At 32.2% G+C, this 15,860-nt stretch carries 18 protein-coding genes; 6 read left to right on the forward strand and 12 right to left on the reverse strand.

Annotated features, from left to right (window positions below; genetic code table 11):
- The first annotated feature begins 7 nt into the window (after positions 1–7).
- The 3 genes from murA to PF021_RS05135 are packed head-to-tail and all read left to right on the forward strand — an operon-like array spanning position 8 to position 2,675.
- Positions 8–1,270, forward strand: coding sequence for a UDP-N-acetylglucosamine 1-carboxyvinyltransferase (gene murA, locus PF021_RS05125; protein WP_271021353.1), 1,263 nt, complete (start codon positions 8–10; stop codon positions 1,268–1,270).
- Positions 1,267–2,199, forward strand: a complete 933-nt coding sequence (gene rsmH, locus PF021_RS05130; RefSeq protein WP_271021354.1) for a 16S rRNA (cytosine(1402)-N(4))-methyltransferase RsmH — start codon at positions 1,267–1,269, stop codon at positions 2,197–2,199. The genes murA and rsmH overlap by 4 nt, the downstream gene beginning before the upstream one ends.
- A 2-nt stretch (positions 2,200–2,201) precedes the next feature.
- A complete protein-coding gene (locus PF021_RS05135; RefSeq protein WP_271021355.1) occupies positions 2,202–2,675 on the forward strand; it encodes a hypothetical protein in 474 nt (157 codons plus the stop codon).
- On the opposite strand, the gene der is transcribed toward PF021_RS05135, so the two are convergent.
- Positions 2,672–4,066 carry a ribosome biogenesis GTPase Der gene (gene der, locus PF021_RS05140; RefSeq protein WP_271021356.1) on the reverse strand — a complete coding sequence of 465 codons (1,395 nt, stop codon included), beginning with the start codon at positions 4,064–4,066 and terminating at the stop codon, positions 2,672–2,674. The genes PF021_RS05135 and der overlap by 4 nt on opposite strands.
- A gap of 97 nt (positions 4,067–4,163) precedes the next feature.
- On the opposite strand from der, the gene PF021_RS05145 reads away from it, so the two are divergent.
- Entirely contained in the window at positions 4,164–5,036 is an 873-nt protein-coding gene (locus PF021_RS05145) for a DMT family transporter (RefSeq protein WP_271021357.1), read from the forward strand.
- Here the strand turns inward: PF021_RS05145 and PF021_RS05150 are convergent, their stop codons facing one another.
- The 11 genes from PF021_RS05150 to PF021_RS05200 form a co-directional block, all read right to left on the reverse strand.
- Positions 5,037–6,251, reverse strand: coding sequence for an ABC transporter permease (locus PF021_RS05150; protein WP_271021358.1), 1,215 nt, complete (start codon positions 6,249–6,251; stop codon positions 5,037–5,039).
- A complete protein-coding gene (locus tag PF021_RS05155; RefSeq protein ID WP_271021359.1) occupies positions 6,248–6,937 on the reverse strand; it encodes an ABC transporter ATP-binding protein in 690 nt (229 codons plus the stop codon). The genes PF021_RS05150 and PF021_RS05155 overlap by 4 nt, the downstream gene beginning before the upstream one ends.
- Positions 6,937–8,199, reverse strand: coding sequence for an efflux RND transporter periplasmic adaptor subunit (locus PF021_RS05160; RefSeq protein WP_271021360.1), 1,263 nt, complete (start codon positions 8,197–8,199; stop codon positions 6,937–6,939). Before PF021_RS05160 ends, PF021_RS05155 begins: the two co-directional genes overlap by 1 nt.
- A complete protein-coding gene (locus tag PF021_RS05165; protein WP_271021362.1) occupies positions 8,199–9,569 on the reverse strand; it encodes a TolC family protein in 1,371 nt (456 codons plus the stop codon). Before PF021_RS05165 ends, PF021_RS05160 begins: the two co-directional genes overlap by 1 nt.
- Positions 9,566–9,790 (reverse strand): hypothetical protein, encoded by a 225-nt coding sequence (locus PF021_RS05170; protein ID WP_271021363.1) that lies wholly within the window; start codon positions 9,788–9,790, stop codon positions 9,566–9,568. The genes PF021_RS05165 and PF021_RS05170 overlap by 4 nt, the downstream gene beginning before the upstream one ends.
- Before the next feature lie 105 nt (positions 9,791–9,895).
- On the reverse strand, positions 9,896–12,019 hold the full coding sequence (locus PF021_RS05175) for a heavy metal translocating P-type ATPase (RefSeq protein ID WP_271021364.1): 2,124 nt from the start codon (positions 12,017–12,019) through the stop codon (positions 9,896–9,898).
- Between the two features lie 3 nt (positions 12,020–12,022).
- The gene (locus tag PF021_RS05180) at positions 12,023–12,301 is read right to left on the reverse strand and encodes a YtxH domain-containing protein (protein WP_271021365.1); all 279 of its coding nucleotides are present in this window, start codon (positions 12,299–12,301) and stop codon (positions 12,023–12,025) included.
- A 1-nt stretch (position 12,302) separates the two neighbouring features.
- The gene (locus PF021_RS05185; protein ID WP_271021366.1) at positions 12,303–12,635 is read right to left on the reverse strand and encodes a hypothetical protein; all 333 of its coding nucleotides are present in this window, start codon (positions 12,633–12,635) and stop codon (positions 12,303–12,305) included.
- A complete protein-coding gene (locus PF021_RS05190) occupies positions 12,632–12,892 on the reverse strand; it encodes a hypothetical protein (protein WP_271021368.1) in 261 nt (86 codons plus the stop codon). The genes PF021_RS05185 and PF021_RS05190 overlap by 4 nt, the downstream gene beginning before the upstream one ends.
- A gap of 2 nt (positions 12,893–12,894) precedes the next feature.
- Positions 12,895–13,455 carry a hypothetical protein gene (locus tag PF021_RS05195; RefSeq protein ID WP_271021369.1) on the reverse strand — a complete coding sequence of 187 codons (561 nt, stop codon included), beginning with the start codon at positions 13,453–13,455 and terminating at the stop codon, positions 12,895–12,897.
- Positions 13,455–13,808: an HMA2 domain-containing protein gene (locus tag PF021_RS05200; RefSeq protein WP_271021370.1), complete on the reverse strand. Its 354-nt coding sequence runs from the start codon at positions 13,806–13,808 to the stop codon at positions 13,455–13,457. The genes PF021_RS05195 and PF021_RS05200 overlap by 1 nt, the downstream gene beginning before the upstream one ends.
- Before the next feature lie 230 nt (positions 13,809–14,038).
- Between PF021_RS05200 and glnA the strand changes: the two genes are divergently transcribed.
- Together glnA and PF021_RS05210 are read left to right on the forward strand one after the other, a co-directional pair.
- The gene (glnA, locus tag PF021_RS05205) at positions 14,039–15,475 is read left to right on the forward strand and encodes a type I glutamate--ammonia ligase (RefSeq protein ID WP_271021371.1); all 1,437 of its coding nucleotides are present in this window, start codon (positions 14,039–14,041) and stop codon (positions 15,473–15,475) included.
- Entirely contained in the window at positions 15,475–15,852 is a 378-nt protein-coding gene (locus PF021_RS05210; protein WP_271021372.1) for a fluoride efflux transporter FluC, read from the forward strand. Before glnA ends, PF021_RS05210 begins: the two co-directional genes overlap by 1 nt.
- Positions 15,853–15,860: the final 8 nt, after the last annotated feature.

Raw genomic sequence — 15,860 nt, forward strand, 5'->3', positions numbered from 1 at the left:
GCAAAAAATGGATTATCTAAAAATAGTTGGCGGAGTAAAATTACAAGGTGCTATAAATATCTCTGGAGCGAAAAACGCCGCACTTCCGCTTATGGCTTCTACTTTATTATCAAAAAATACAACAACAATTAAGAATCTCCCAAATGTCGTCGATATAAAGACATTTCTAAATTTACTAGAAATGCTTGGGAGTGATGTTAATTTTAATAACAATACTGCCATTATAAATACAAATAATCTAAAAAACACAAAAGCAACATATGATATAGTAAGGAAAATGAGGGCTTCAATACTAGTTTTAGGTCCTCTATTAGCTAGATTTAAACAATGTGAAGTATCTCTACCCGGAGGCTGTGCAATAGGAGCAAGACCTGTTGATTTGCATATAAAAGCATTAGAAAAAATGGGTGCAAATATAAAAGTAGAAAATGGATATATAGTAGCAGAAGCAAAACAAGGTCTAAAGGGTGCTATTATTAACTTTGACAAAATAACGGTAACTGGTAGTGAAAATATAATAATGGCTGCAAGTTTGGCACATGGGAAAAGCAAAATATTAAATGTCGCAAAAGAGCCTGAAGTAGTGCAGTTATGCGAAGTATTACAACAAGCTGGTGTTGACATAAAAGGTATAGGAAGCGATGAACTTGAAATATATGGCACAAGCGGTGAGGGATTAGAATTTAAAGAAATAAGTGTAATACCGGATAGAATCGAAGCTGGGACATATTTGTGTGCTGCTGGGGTTACAAACTCTCAAATAACTCTTCATAATATAGATTCAACACATCTTGGAGCTGTAATTTCAAAGCTAGAAGAAATTGGCTTTAAACTAACCTACAATCAAGATTCAATTACAATCTACCCTGCAAAAGAGCTAAATGCATTTGAAATATCAACAGCAGAATACCCCGGATTCCCAACTGATATGCAAGCACAATTCATGGCTCTAGCCACGCAATGCAACGGAGTTAGCATAATAGAAGAAAGATTGTTTGAAAACAGATTTATGCATGTAAGCGAATTACAAAGAATGGGTGCAAACATAATACTAAAAAACAATACCGCTACTATAAATGGTAAAAACGAGCTATTTGGTGCCCCTGTAATGGCGACTGACCTTAGAGCATCAAGCGCATTAATACTAGCAGCACTAATTGCAAACAAAGAAAGCACCATACATAGAATCTATCATTTAGATAGAGGATATGAAAATTTAGAAGAAAAGTTCTTAAAGCTAGGTGCAAATATAATACGAGAGAAAGAATGATTCCTCATATATCTGTATTAAAAGATGAAATTGTAAATTTGTTTGATACTAAGCTAGTAAATACTGGAGGAACTATAATTGATTGCACACTTGGATATGGTGGGCACACTCTAGCACTACTAGAAAAATATAAAAATATAAAAATAATAGCAATAGACAAGGATATAGAAGCAATAAACCTAGCTACAAAAAGGTTAGAAAAATATAAAGATAGGCTAAAAATAATAAATAACAGCTTCTCATCTGGCTTAAAAGAAGCCTTGCAAACCTCACAAGATGCTGTAGGAATCCTAGCTGATATAGGAGTATCTTCAATGCAATTTGATAATTTAGAGAGGGGTTTTTCATTTCTTTCAAATACTCTTGATATGAGAATGAATCTAGATTCACACTTTAGTGCTAGTGAGGTTGTAAATAACTATTCAACAACTGAATTAGAAAGAATCTTTAGGGATTTTGGAGAAATTAGAGAATATAAAAAACTAGCAAGACTAATAGTAGAGACAAGAAAAAAGGAAAAAATACAAAGTAGTAAAATATTAAGCGAACTAATAGCAAAAAATTTTAAAAATGCCAAACTTCACCCAGCCACACTTGCATTTCAAGCAATAAGAATAGAGGTAAATAACGAACTAGGAGAATTACAAGAAATGCTAAATATCTGCAAAGATTCCAATCTACAACATGGATCTAGAATTGGTATTATTTCATTTCATTCACTAGAAGATAGAATGATAAAGCTAGAGTTTAAAAAATGGGAACAATCATGCATATGCCCTAGTTCCGTAATGAAATGTATATGTGGCAATAGTCATAAATTAGGTAACAATATATATAAAAAACCAATAACACCAAATGCAGAAGAATTAAGCAATAACAATAGGGCAAGAAGTGCTAAATTAAGAGCATTTGAATTTATAAGGAATTAATTTTGAATTATGATGATTTACTCTTAAAAGAAGAAGATAAAATACAAAAAACAAGCTTGTTTGATAGATTCTTCCAAAAAGAACCAAAGCTAACAGAAGAAAATTTGGACTTTTTAGATAAACAAGCACAACCACACACACAGCACACACAAGAAGCAGAAGACAATAAAGAGGTAGAGACAATAAACACAAGCCTAACACAAGAAGAAAAAGATTCATTGTTAGATACAAAAGAAAATACAGTAGCATTTAGTAGCCAAACTATACTAATAGCTTTAAGTGCTATGATTATTGCTCTAGTGTTATTCATACCTAAAATATATATAAGAAACAACATATACTACACAAGCCGAAATATAATACAACTCCAAACACAACTAGATTCATTAAATGAAGAAAACAAACATATAAAAAAACAACTGGAGGATATTAAATTTAATAATTTAACTTATGAGCTAGATTTCTCATCTCGCTAATCTTCACTCTCTTTAAAAGAAGCCATCTCACCTCTCCTTCTTGCTATAAAAATTATTTTTACGCCACTTAATGAAAATCTTTCTCTAAAAAAATTAACTAAATATCTTTTATAGCTAAAATGTATGCTATCTGGACGATTGCTAATTAATGCTATTTGAGGGGGTTTACTTTCAAACTGAACTGCATAATATATTTTTACTATCTTACCTCTATCGCTTGGCAATGCGTGTTTAGCAGTTGCTTCTTTTATTAAGTCATTTATCTTTGAAGTCGGGATTCTTTGAGTGAAGTTTTCATAAACTTTTAGAATCTCATTTTCTAGTTTTTGTATATGTCTTTTATTCTTTGCTGATATTGTAATAATTGGTGTATAATCAAGAAACTTAAACCTAAACCTAAAATCCTCCATTATTTTTGCAAAATCCTTATGCACTATATCCCACTTATTAAACACAACTATAACACCAAGCTTATATTCATCAATAAGTCCAGCAATTTTTTCATCTAATTCCACAAAAGGCTCTGAAGCATCTAAAACCAAAATTGCAATATCAGTCCTAGATAACACTTCTCTTGTACGATTTAATGCATACTTCTCTAATCCATCTATCCTACCCCTACGACGAATCCCTGCTGTATCCACGAAATTCACCCTAGTACCATTTATCTCACCTTCTTCATCTACTGGATCTATTGTTGTTCCTGCAACATTTGACACAACTGCTCTATCTTTTTGTAATAATGCATTTAAAAGTGAGCTTTTCCCAACATTTACTCTGCCTATTATCCCTATATTTATAACCTCATCATTAAACTTAGAATCTAAAAATTCCTCCAAGCTTTCATCATCATTATTTTCTAGCAAGTTTGCAATTGGATTATTTTGTATTGACTCTAAAATCGCCTCTTTTAAAGCATTAATCCCTCTATTGTGCGATACAGATATAAAAAAGCACTCTTTAGCTCCAAACTCCATAAACGACCAAGCTTCATCTTTTTCTTTATCATTATCTATTTTATTGACAACTAACAATATATTAGGATTCTTCTTTTGCAGTGAATAAAATATCTTTTTATCAATTTCATTTACACCACTTTTGCCATCTACTAGATATAGTATTAAATCAGAATCTTCCCCAGCTTGAAGTGATTTTTCGCTAACTTTTTTAAATAAAGAATCTTCTTCTAGCTTACCATCATCTAGCCCACCTGTATCAAGGAGCAAAAATTCTCTATCATTTATAGTTACGATTCCTTTTTTTACATCTCTAGTAGTTCCTGATACTTCAGAAGTAATAGCAATTCTTGCTTTAGATAATCTATTAAAAAGAGAGCTCTTACCAGCATTTGGTAGCCCAATTATCGCAATTTGTGCATAAAATTTATCCATATTCCACCATGAAAATAAAATCTCAAATTCTACTAAGAAGTTAGCTAAGTTGTCAAACATTTGTAGTATGATTTTAAAAACAAAAAGCAAGATAAACATGGAAAAAATAGCGGTAAGATCAATATTAATTGCATCAATACTATTTACAATTATGGGAATGATAGTAAAAGAACTAAGCTACAATATCCCTGTAATTGAAGTAGCATTTGCTAGGAATCTATTTGGTCTTATTTGGCTAGGTGTAGCACTGCTAATTAAACCACCCAAGCAAAAAGGAGGCAAACTTCTAGTTCTTATCTTTCGTGGAATAGTTGGTGGGAGTGCAATGATGGCATACTTTTATAATATGTCTGTAATGCCACTTGGAAGTGCTTATGCGTTTTCTTATACCTCTCCTATATTTCTTGCATTTTTAAGTATGATTTTAATTCATCAAAAGGTATCACTAAAGACTTGGGTTGCTATTTTTCTAGGCTTTAGCGGTATTTTGCTTATAAGCAATCCACAAGAGATAGAATTTACATTTTGGAATCTCACCATAGGGCTTTATAGTGGAATTGGAGCGGCACTTGCATATCTATCAGTAGCTGAACTAGCCAAGTATTACGATGGAAGGGTAATTATTCTATCTTTAATGTTATTTGGCTCAATACTGCCTCTAATAGCTCAACTAATACCATATTCTACATATCCTATTGCACTATTTGAGCCATTTGTAATGCCAAACTTAAATGAATTTTTATTATTTTTAGCACTTGGCGTTGTATCAACTTATGCACAAATATATATGACAAAGGCATATATGCTAGGAGACCCACCAATAATAGGGGCTATAAGTTATATAACTATATTTTTTGCAACATTTGCAGGAGTAATCTTGGGAGATAAAATTCCTCATTTCTTTGAAATTATTGGTATGGGACTTATTGTATGTGGAGGAATCTTAGCGGTATTTTCCAAGGTTAAATAACTACTCATGCCTTAGTGCTTCAATTGGATTAAGCCTTGATGCTCTCCTAGCAGGTAAATATCCAAAAATAATGCCAATAAATGCAGAAAACAAAAATGCAATTAACGCTATTATATAATCAAACAAAAATGGTATATCTAAAATACTAGTAATAGCTAAAGAGCCAAAAAACGCCAATACTATACCTATAACACCACCAAGGGAACTAAGCGTAATTGCTTCTATTAAAAACTGCAGTAACACCTCACTTTGCAATGCACCAATAGCAAGTCTAGTGCCTATTTCTTTCGTCCTCTCAGTAATTGATACAAGCATAATATTCATAATGCCAATCCCACCAACAATCAAACTAACTCCAGCAATAGCACTTAAAAAAAGTGTAAGATTCGATGTTGTACTTTTCATCATTTCTATTATTTGCTTTGTATCCATTATCTCAAAGTCATTCTTCTGTCCTTCTCTTATTTTTCTTATTTCTTGCAAGATTCTTGTAGCCTCTTGCGTAGCTAGACTTGAATCTACATTATCCTGCAAAGAAATCATTAGTCTATCTATATTATATAAAGAATCGCTCTTTAAAATACTTCTATGAAATGTCTTAAGTGGCAATAGCACAATATCATCTTGATCATTGCCCATAGCACCCTGACCCTTGCTTTCTAACACACCTACAACCTCACATACTATATTACTAAGCCTTATTTTTGAGCCTACACTTACATTATCGCCAAATAGATTCTTAGACACACTTCCACCAATAATACACACATTACTACCTGCCCTATAATCCTCCCTATTAAAGGATCTACCATATTGTAAATCCCAATTTGTTGCTACAAAATAATCATTATTAATTCCATGAATCTGCGTTTGTGTATTGTTTTTTTGGAATTGCACCAAAACACTGCTTGTGCTAATTGGTGCTACTGCTTTTACCAAGCTTCCCATTTGTAGCTTTAGTGAGTTTGCATCTTCTAGCATAAACTTTTTTCTCACACCTTTACCAGGACTTTGATCTCTTCCGGGAAACACAAGCAATAAATTGCTACCCAAACTACTCATTTGACTTGTTATAACTTGTGTTGTCCCATTACCTAAAGTTATCATAATAATAACTGCACCGACACCAATAATAACCCCAAGCATAGTCAAAATAGCTCTTAGAAAGTTTCTTTTAATCTGTCTGAATGCTAAAAAAAATGCATTTAAAATCATGAATCTTCCTTAGTGTCTGACTTCTTCTTGCCATCTAAAAACACAATTTCTCTACTCGCATACTTTGCCATATCACTCTCATGGGTAACCATTAAAATAGTAATCTTAGAATCCTTATTTAGATTCTGCAATATCTCCATTATCTCTACACTTCTTTTAGTGTCTAAATTACCAGTTGGTTCATCTGCAAGTAAAAATAATGGCTTTGATGCAATAGCTCTTGCAATAGCTACTCTTTGTTGCTGTCCTCCACTTAGCTCATTTGAACTATGATTGCACCACTTATCTAATCCAACTAACTCTAGCGCTTCCATAGAGATTCTTAGCCTCTCTTTTTTTGGAACCTGTCTATACAATAAAGGAAGCTCGACATTTTCTAGTGCAGTGGTTCTAGGAAGTAGATTGAATCCTTGAAAGATAAACCCTATATAATGTCGCCTAAGAAGTGCTTTTTGTTTGATATTTAACTCACTTACATTCACACCACAAAAATCATACACACCACTACTTGGACTATCAAGGCAACCTAGTATATTTGCTATTGTTGATTTGCCACTTCCACTAGGCCCCATTAATGCAACAAACTCACCCGCTTCAATGTCCAAACTAACACCTTTTAGTGCTTCAAATACATTTGTGCCTTTTCCATATCTTTTATGAATATTACTTAGCTTTATAAGACTCATCAATTCTGTCCAATAATAACTTTCATGCCAGTTTTTAACTCACTACTTCTTACTTCTGTGTATTCTCCATTGCTTATACCTACTTCTACTTCTATTTCCTTTGGAACTTTATTTTCAAGAATCCAAATTGAATTATTTGCTACTTGTTTTATTGATTTTACTCTTGTCTTTGGACGGCTAAAAAGGCTGAAACTTGGTTTTTGCTTTGAATCTATGCTTATCTTTGGAACAAAATATAAAGCACTAGATGGAACTAATAGTGCATCTTTTACACTTGCTACTTCAATATCTGCGGTTGCACTCATTCCCGGACGTAACAATAACTCGCTATTATCAACATAGATTCTTGCTTCATAGCTTACTATATTATTTGTACTTGTAGTTTGGCTTGAGGTAGAATTAGTATTTGATGAACCAAAATTTACCCTATCTACTACAGCACTAAATGTTTTATTAGGATATGAATCTACACCAAATAAAACTTTCTGACCTTCTTTTACTTTACCAATATCAGCCTCACTAATGCTAGCATTTAGCTCCATTTCCTCTAAACTTTCTGCAACAATAAAAAACTCCGGCGCTTGAAAAGATGCTGCAACACTTTGCCCAACTTCAATAGAACGACTTAAAACAATACCATCAATTGGGGTTGTGATTTTAGAGTTTCGTAAATCAACTTGAGTAGAAGCAATTGCTGTTTCTATCTCTTTTATGTTTGCTTTTTTAATCTCAACATCACTTATGGCTAAATTATACTCACTCCTTACACTCTCTAACTCCAAAATAGAAGGTGTTTTACCTCCTGTTTTTTCATATAAATTCTTATATTGTTTATATTTCCACTCTTTTTCACTTAGACTAACTTCTGCACTCTTTAGTTGTGCTTTTGCACTACCTAGTTGTGCTTGATATTTATATAAATTTTGTTCAATACTCTCACTATCTATTCTTGCTAGAATCTGCCCCTTTTTTACTCTATCATTTACATCTACTAACACTTCTAATACAATCCCTGATATAACAGAACCAATTGCTACTTCATTTGTTGGAGATAAAGAACCATTTGCAGAAATTGTGCTTTTTATATCGCCTATCGTAACTTCTCTAGTTATATAATTAATCTCTGGTGCTTTTGTGTTTATATAGTATAAAATTCCGAATACGGCACAGATAATACAAATAATAGAACCATAAATTAGTATTATCTTTTTGTAGTTTTTCTTTGGATTTATATTTTTTAATATATCTTTAGTTTCAATCATTATTGTCCCTCAATATATAAATTCCCACCAAATGCCTTAAAAAGCATAATCAAAGATTGACTTTGTGCATTTAAAGAAGAATACAAATTTTTCTTAGAATTATTTAATGATGCGTTATTTTCTCTTAATTCAAGCTCATCAATTAACCCTATACTTCTTCTATTTGTAGCAAACATAAAATAATCTTGTGCATTTTTAAATCTTAGATAATTGTTTTTAGTTTGTATTTGAGTATTTTTGATATTAAAAAGAGAATTTTCAATTTCAAAAAATGCATTATTTAATGAATCTTGTAATGACAAATAATTTTCTTTTAAAAGCTCATTTTGCAAAAAATAATTCTGCGTTAATTGTGTCCTATTAAAAATAGGAGCACTAATTGAACTTGCTATACTCCATGCTATATTGCTATTATTTTGCAATACTTCACTTACATTACCGCTAATTGAAATTATCGGAAAGAGAGATGAGTAAGCCTCACTTTTATTGTAAATTTGAGAATACAAAGAATAAATATTTGCTCTTATATCTGGGCGAGATAATATTGCATTCGCTGGAATCTTCTCAAAAGAAAATAAAAAATCATCCTTATAGCTAAAAGAAGGACTTAAAACAAAAGGAAGGGATTTTAGATCAAGCAAAATAAGTAAAGCATTTTTACTCTCTTCAAACTGCTTTTTTAGAATCTCTAGCGTATTTTGCTCATTTGTTAATAAATCCTGCTTTGTAAAAAGCTCTGTGCTATCTAACAAACCATTTTCAACTTTTAGCCTAGTTAGCTCTAAGAGCTCTGCATAATGAGTAATGTTTTCTTTTGTTAATGATATATTTAAATTATATTCTTGCAAATTAAAATATAAGCTAGTTACATCAGATAACAAGGTTATTTGCGTAGCCCTAAAATCTTCCATACTCTTTTTATATAGAGATTCTTTTGAATTTTTAGCATTAGTATTTTTACCAAAAACATCTATCTCCCAAGATAGATTGCCTAAAGCTTGTGTTTGAAAGCCACTTCCTTTGCTTTTTGAACCACCAAAAGAAGCACTATCCTTAGGGAAAAACTCACTAAATGCGACCTTTAATGCACTTTCTGCTTGCAAGATTCTACTTTGCATAATTTGCAAATTTATATTTTTAAGAAGTGCTATATCATATAGATTCCTTAAATTCTCATCTTCAAATAGATAATATAGCTGAATCTCTGGACTAAGAACCTTGGTGTCTTTTGAAGTTTGTATTAGAGATTCATTATTAAAGCTTGTTGGTATATTCTTTGATAACTCACTATTGCTAGGGATAGTAACACAAGCACTAAGAAAAAATACAGCAAATAAAACAAAAAATCTTAAAAATACATTCAAGCTCATGTGCTACTTTTAATAGCTTTCTTTTCTTTTGTTTTTAGTGGCTTTTCTTTTGGATATAGCGATGAATGCCATAACGAAAATCCAACAAGCGAGATTCCAGAAATTACATGTATGTTCTTTGCAACTTTATTTTTCAAAAATAATGCACTTCCTGCAGTTAGCACCAAACTAACACTCATGCCTATCTTTGCTATTTCCCTTTTTGTCTCTAACTTATCCATTCTATCCCTTTTTATTCTTTGATTTTTTATATTTTCTATATGCATTACTCATAGTCTTAGCAGATAATACAGCACTTAGAGTAGTTGTAATAATTAATAAAAAATTCACCTTTTTACCTTTATTCTCTGTAATGCATTTAATAAAAGTGCAATTGTAGTTCCATTGTGTGCAAATGCAGTCTGAATCGCAGTTAGCTTACCAAGTGATGCAAGTCCTAAAATAAGACTATTTACACCAACTGTTATCTTAAAACTTCTTTTGACCTTATTTAAGCACATTATTGCTAACTCTCTTGCATCAGCTACAGATTCTACATCATCTCTTAATAGAACAACATCAGCACTAGCTTTGGCAATATCTGCACCCTTACACATTCCAATACCTGTATCAGCTTTAATTAAAGCTGGTGCATCATTTATACCATCTCCTACAAATGCTACCTTTTTGCCTTCCTTCATAATATCTTCTAAAATCTCAGCCTTTTGTGTCGGGAGAAGCTCTGCATAAAATCTATTAATTCCTAATATATCAGCTACTTCTTGTGCTTTTTGCTTTGTGTCTCCAGTTAGCATTATTATTTCTTTGACCCCACTTGCTCTAAGTCTATCTAATGCTACTTTTGCATTATCTCTTAACACATCTTTTAACAATATAACCCCTAAAAGCTCACCATCATAACCGATAAATAATGGTGTATCGCCATCTTTTAGAATCTCATTCATTCGTATGCTATGTGGTGCAAAAGGTATTTTCTCATCATCTTCTAAGAAATGCCTACTTCCAATTATTACTTCTTTCCCACCTATTTCACTTTTTACTCCATGTGCTACTATAAATGTAACTTCATCATGGTGGATATGCGTAAAATCCTTTGCCTTAGCTGCTTTTACTATTGCTTGGGCTACTGGATGGAAGTAATGCTCTTCAATACTTGCTGCAAGATTTAATATCTCATCACTGCTAAATTCCTGCGAAAAAGAATGTACACTAAGAACTTCTAAATCACCATTAGTAAGCGTCCCTGTCTTATCAAATATAAATACCTCACTCATTTGCAATGCTTCTAGGCTTTTAGCACCTTTTATTATTATCCCCTCTTTTCCAGCAGATGAAATAGCAGCCTTAAATGTAACTGGTGTTGTAAGCTTTAATGCACAAGAATAATCAGCTTGTAAAACACTAGCCAACCTCATTAAATCTTTAGTAAAAACATATGATAAAGTAGCAAGTCCTAAGGTAATAGGCACTAATGAATCTGCCATTTTTGAGGCTTCTAATTCTCTTTTTGACTTTTGCACCAAAGTTTCTTCAATATAGGTTTTAATCTTTGACATTGCAGTATCTTCACCAACGCCTTCAGCCCATACTTTTATTTTGCCTTCTTGCACTATTGTGCCTGATAGAACTCTATCACCTCTATTTTTTTGACATGGAGTAGCCTCGCCTGTCATTGATATTTGATTTACTAATGCTTCACCTTCTAAAATATGTCCATCAACTAATATGGTATCTCCAGCACCAATGACAACTATATCACCAACTTTTAATTCATTGCTATCAACCTGTATTAAACTGACCTCATCATCATGTCTAGTCTCAACCCACGCTAAACCACCTGTTGGCTTTGATAGCTCCTTGATTAAATCATCACTTTTATACATTGTGAGCTCTTCAATATACTCTCCAAGTGCAAGCATAAAATTTGTAGAATTTGCTGTTTTGAAATCCTGCAAGTAAAGTGAAATAGCAACCGCCATAGCTTCTAGTGTGCGTGAAGTAAGTCCGCTCTCCATAGTCTCTCTAATCCCACTAAACAAAAGTGGGAAACAAGCAATAAGCGAAAACCCCATTTGTGTTGGCTTATTATTAACAATAGATGAAGAAATGAGTGCAGTTCCTGCTCTAACAACCTCTGCACTACTTGGAATCTCATCTCTTAGGGCAATGTAACTTTCTTCATTATGTTTATTGGAAATAGTAATCTGCTTTGAAAGCACCTTGTAGATTCTATTTTGAATCTCTAATAAATCACCAGAATATTCGACAATAATATTATTCAAAATAGAATTAACCCTAACGCTATATATCCCTTCTATCTTGTCTAGCTCAACTCTTAATTGCAATGGATTTACCTTAAAGCCATTAAGAGTTACATACTTGAATCTAGCCCTAGACTTTGTGCTATGGATTATGCTTAATAGTAAAGCATGTTCGTTATTTTTATACAAATTTTAGTCCTGTTTTACTTCTGCTTTTGCATCTTCATATCGTTCTTTTAGCTCTTCAATACCAGCTTCAAATAACTCACTCACCTTTGCAAATCCCTTAAAAAGTGTCCTTTGTGCATTCTCATTTGTCAAAAGAAAAGTAGCAACAGCACCTATTAGAGCACCTTTTATAAAATCTCTTTGAGAATCTTGATTGCCGAAGATTCCGCCAATGTCATTTGTTGTATTTGAATTTTGATTATTTTTGTTTATGTATGGATTGTTTTTGTTTGGTAATGCCATTTTATTCCTTTATTAGTTTTATGTCTTTATTTAATATCTTATCTACGCCATAAGCACCTGCTATGCCTACCCCCACATAAGATACTGCCTCTATTGTGCTTTGCAGTGGAGTTTTATTTATATCCCCTATTGCATTTGTAGCTGCTATTGCACTTGCAGTTACGATTCCACCTTCTATTGTTGCTTTTATAGTGTTTTTAATAGCAATATTTTTATCAATTTCACCATTTTTATATTTAGAATATCCATAAGCACTACTTAAAATAAATCCTATAAAAGCACCACTAAAAGCATGTCCTACAACAGATCTTTTAGCACCTGTATTCACTATCATTTCTTAGTCCTCTTTGTCGTTTTCTTTAAAGTTGTTTCATCTGCTTTGGTAGTTTTGGTGATATTTGCAAGACTATCTTTTATATCAGCTACTTCACTATTTATCTTTTCATACGCATTTTTTGAAATTTCTTTTCCTTTATTTATTACGCACTTTACTTCTTTACTATTTAATACATCTTTTATCTTATCTCTTTTGCTAAATGCTACTGCAACTGCAGACCCAACAACTAATCCAGCTATAAATGGTAATGCCATAACTATTCCTCCTCATTTTTATTTTTGTTTAAAAACTCATTTAATACCATAGCACCAAGACCTCCAGCTATCATTCCACCTATTAATGAGTAATTTAGCTTATTTAAAAACCCCTCTAGCTCACCTTGAGATAGCTCTCCATTTTGAAGTCTATATAGCATCTCTTGCGTCTCTCCTATCAGCTCTTTACCTGTGTTAAGTTGGTTTAGCACAGATTGAGTAGCTAAGTTTGGAACTCTATTTTGTAATAGTGGCAAATGATTGTTATAAATGTTTGCTTCAATTTTATAAAAAAGATCCAAGTTAATTGAATCTTGCTCAAGCGATTCAATGTTTGAATAAAAGCTAATTAAAGATTCTTCAAGAACTAGTGGTTCTCCTACTAAATTACTCTCCAAATATTCGCTAGATTCAACATTGAGCTCTAAAAGTCTAACTTTAATAGCATTAATATGCGACATATGTGATTGTGCCAATATATTTGAAATAGAATCTATTTTGTTGGCATAAAAGTTATAAACTGCATATTCTCTTTGTAGAGATTCTAATAAATTATCTACCACTATATCTCCTTTTTAAACTCATTAATAATATCTGCTATTTTCTCTAAATTCTCACCATTTATCCATTCGTCCCAAAAGTTAGAATGAAGAATATTATTATCATATAAAATCGTAATTGAGCCTATTAACTTATTAAACTTAAACTCCAAAATTGCAGGTATTGATTTTATCGTCTCTAAAATACTATCTATATTTATTTGACTATCGCTTATAGCACCCTTTAAAGATAGACTAACCCTAAGGCGAATCCTTCCCTTTGAGTGATGTATTATGCTAAAGTATTTTGAAATAAAACGCAAATCATCAGAAGTAATTTTATAATTCTTTATATCTTCTTTTGTAATTTGTTTCACAAGCCCTGCTTAAAATTGAAATTTATAAATTTTATGCTATTACATTTAAAAAATAACTTAAAGAATAAAAATAAAAAATGAGAATCAGTAATACTTATTTTATTTAATGAATATTATTTTTATAACAATGATAATGACAACTAAAAAACTAGTATTTTAATAATTATGATGTGTTTTTTAAACATTTAATTGATAAAATTTAGAAATTTTAAACTTTAAGGACACACATTATGGATAGACCAATTGCTAGCAAGGAATCAATTGAGAAATTTTTTGCAACTTGCAAAGAATTTGAAGTAGAGTTTATTGATTTTAGATTCACAGATATTAAGGGAGTTTGGCATCACCTCTCATTTAGTGCAAGTAGTATTGATGAGAGTAGCTTTGAAGGAATCCCATTTGATGGTAGCTCAATTCACGCATGGCAACCAGTAAATAAATCAGACATGATCCTAATCCCAGATCCAGTAAGATACTTCATAGATCCCTTTACCGCCGATACTACAATGGTTGTGTTTTGCGATGTTTGGGATATTTATAAAAATGAGCCTTATGAAAAATGTCCTAGAAGTATTGTAAAAAGAGCAATGCAATATCTAAAAGATACAGGAATCGGTGATGTAGCCTACTATGGACCAGAAAATGAATTTTTTGTGTTTGATTCAATTAAAATGAAAGATTCTGTAAATTGTCAATATTATGAAATTGACACAGAAGAAGGTGAGTGGAATAGATCTAAAGAATACGAAGGGGTAAATCTAGGTCATAGACCAGGACTTAAAGGTGGATACTTCCCAGTAGCTCCAGTAGATAGCATGGTTGATATTAGAGCAGAAATGGTAAAGGTTCTTAATCAAGTTGGACTAGAAACCTTTGTAGTGCATCATGAAGTCGCACAAGGACAAGGCGAAATAGGAGTGAAGTTTGGCGATATGCTTGAGGCTGCTGATAATGTCCAAAAGTTAAAATATGTCGTAAAAATGGTAGCCCACCTAAATGGTAAAACTGCAACCTTCATGCCAAAGCCACTTTATAATGACAATGGAAGCGGAATGCATACTCATATAAGCATTTGGAAAAATGGAAAGAATCTTTTTGCAGGAGATTCTTATGAGGGCATGAGTGAGCTATCAATGCACTTTTTAGGGGGCGTATTAAAGCATGCTAGAGGTTTAGCAGCTTTTACAAATGCTTCTACAAACTCTTATAAAAGACTAATTCCGGGCTTTGAAGCACCAAGTATCCTTACATATTCAGCACAAAATAGAAGTGCAAGTATTAGAATCCCATACAATAGCGGAGAGAAGGCAAAGAGAATGGAGTTTAGATTCCCAGATAGTTCGGCAAACCCTTATCTAGCATTCTCTGCACTTCTAATGGCAGGATTAGATGGAATTAAAAATAAAATTAATCCGGGTGAGCCTATGGAGATGAATCTTTTTGAATTACACTTAGATGAAATAAGAGAAAAAGGCATTAAACAACTTCCACACACACTTCGCCATGCAGTAGAAGAAATGCTACTTGATAAAGCTTATTTAAAAGAAGGAAATGTCTTTAGTGAAGAATTTATCCAAACTTACAAAGCTTACAAGTTTGAAACAGAAATTTGGCCTTGGGAAGCTCGTCCGCATCCATTTGAATTTTTAACAACTTATAGTTGCTAATGGACAAAATATTATTTGTAACACTGGGTGGAGCACTTGGTGCTACATTTAGATACTTACTTAGCACATATTTAGTTAATTATTTTTCTAACAATCACTTTATAAGTTTTATAACACCAATTTTCATAATAAATGGTCTTGGTTGTTTTATAGCTGGAATCATTTTTTCTTTAATAAACGAAGAAAATTTAAAATTATTTTTGTTAGTTGGCATACTTGGTGGATTTACGACGTTTTCATCATTTGGATTGGAATTCTTACAAATAGCAAAGGAAAAAAATCTTATCTTAGCCTTTGTATATGTTGTATTAACAAATATTTTTGCAATAATTAGTGTTTATATCGGATATCAATGTATGCAATTTACAAATACATAAACTTCAAG

It is taken from the genome of Helicobacter ibis (assembly GCF_027859255.1).
In the GTDB taxonomy this organism is placed as follows: Bacteria; Campylobacterota; Campylobacteria; order Campylobacterales; family Helicobacteraceae; genus Helicobacter_D; species Helicobacter_D ibis.

Coding starts and splice junctions, on each gene's coding strand:
- murA (WP_271021353.1), top strand. CDS start 8: ATGGATTATCTAAAAATAGTTGGCGGAGTAAAATTACAAGGTGCTATA.
- rsmH (WP_271021354.1), top strand. CDS start 1,267: ATGATTCCTCATATATCTGTATTAAAAGATGAAATTGTAAATTTGTTT.
- der (WP_271021356.1), bottom strand. CDS start 4,066: ATGGATAAATTTTATGCACAAATTGCGATAATTGGGCTACCAAATGCT.
- PF021_RS05145 (WP_271021357.1), top strand. CDS start 4,164: ATGGAAAAAATAGCGGTAAGATCAATATTAATTGCATCAATACTATTT.
- PF021_RS05150 (WP_271021358.1), bottom strand. CDS start 6,251: ATGATTTTAAATGCATTTTTTTTAGCATTCAGACAGATTAAAAGAAAC.
- PF021_RS05155 (WP_271021359.1), bottom strand. CDS start 6,937: ATGAGTCTTATAAAGCTAAGTAATATTCATAAAAGATATGGAAAAGGC.
- PF021_RS05160 (WP_271021360.1), bottom strand. CDS start 8,199: ATGATTGAAACTAAAGATATATTAAAAAATATAAATCCAAAGAAAAAC.
- PF021_RS05165 (WP_271021362.1), bottom strand. CDS start 9,569: ATGAGCTTGAATGTATTTTTAAGATTTTTTGTTTTATTTGCTGTATTT.
- PF021_RS05170 (WP_271021363.1), bottom strand. CDS start 9,790: ATGGATAAGTTAGAGACAAAAAGGGAAATAGCAAAGATAGGCATGAGT.
- PF021_RS05180 (WP_271021365.1), bottom strand. CDS start 12,301: ATGGCATTACCAAACAAAAACAATCCATACATAAACAAAAATAATCAA.
- PF021_RS05185 (WP_271021366.1), bottom strand. CDS start 12,635: ATGATAGTGAATACAGGTGCTAAAAGATCTGTTGTAGGACATGCTTTT.
- PF021_RS05190 (WP_271021368.1), bottom strand. CDS start 12,892: ATGGCATTACCATTTATAGCTGGATTAGTTGTTGGGTCTGCAGTTGCA.
- glnA (WP_271021371.1), top strand. CDS start 14,039: ATGGATAGACCAATTGCTAGCAAGGAATCAATTGAGAAATTTTTTGCA.
- PF021_RS05210 (WP_271021372.1), top strand. CDS start 15,475: ATGGACAAAATATTATTTGTAACACTGGGTGGAGCACTTGGTGCTACA.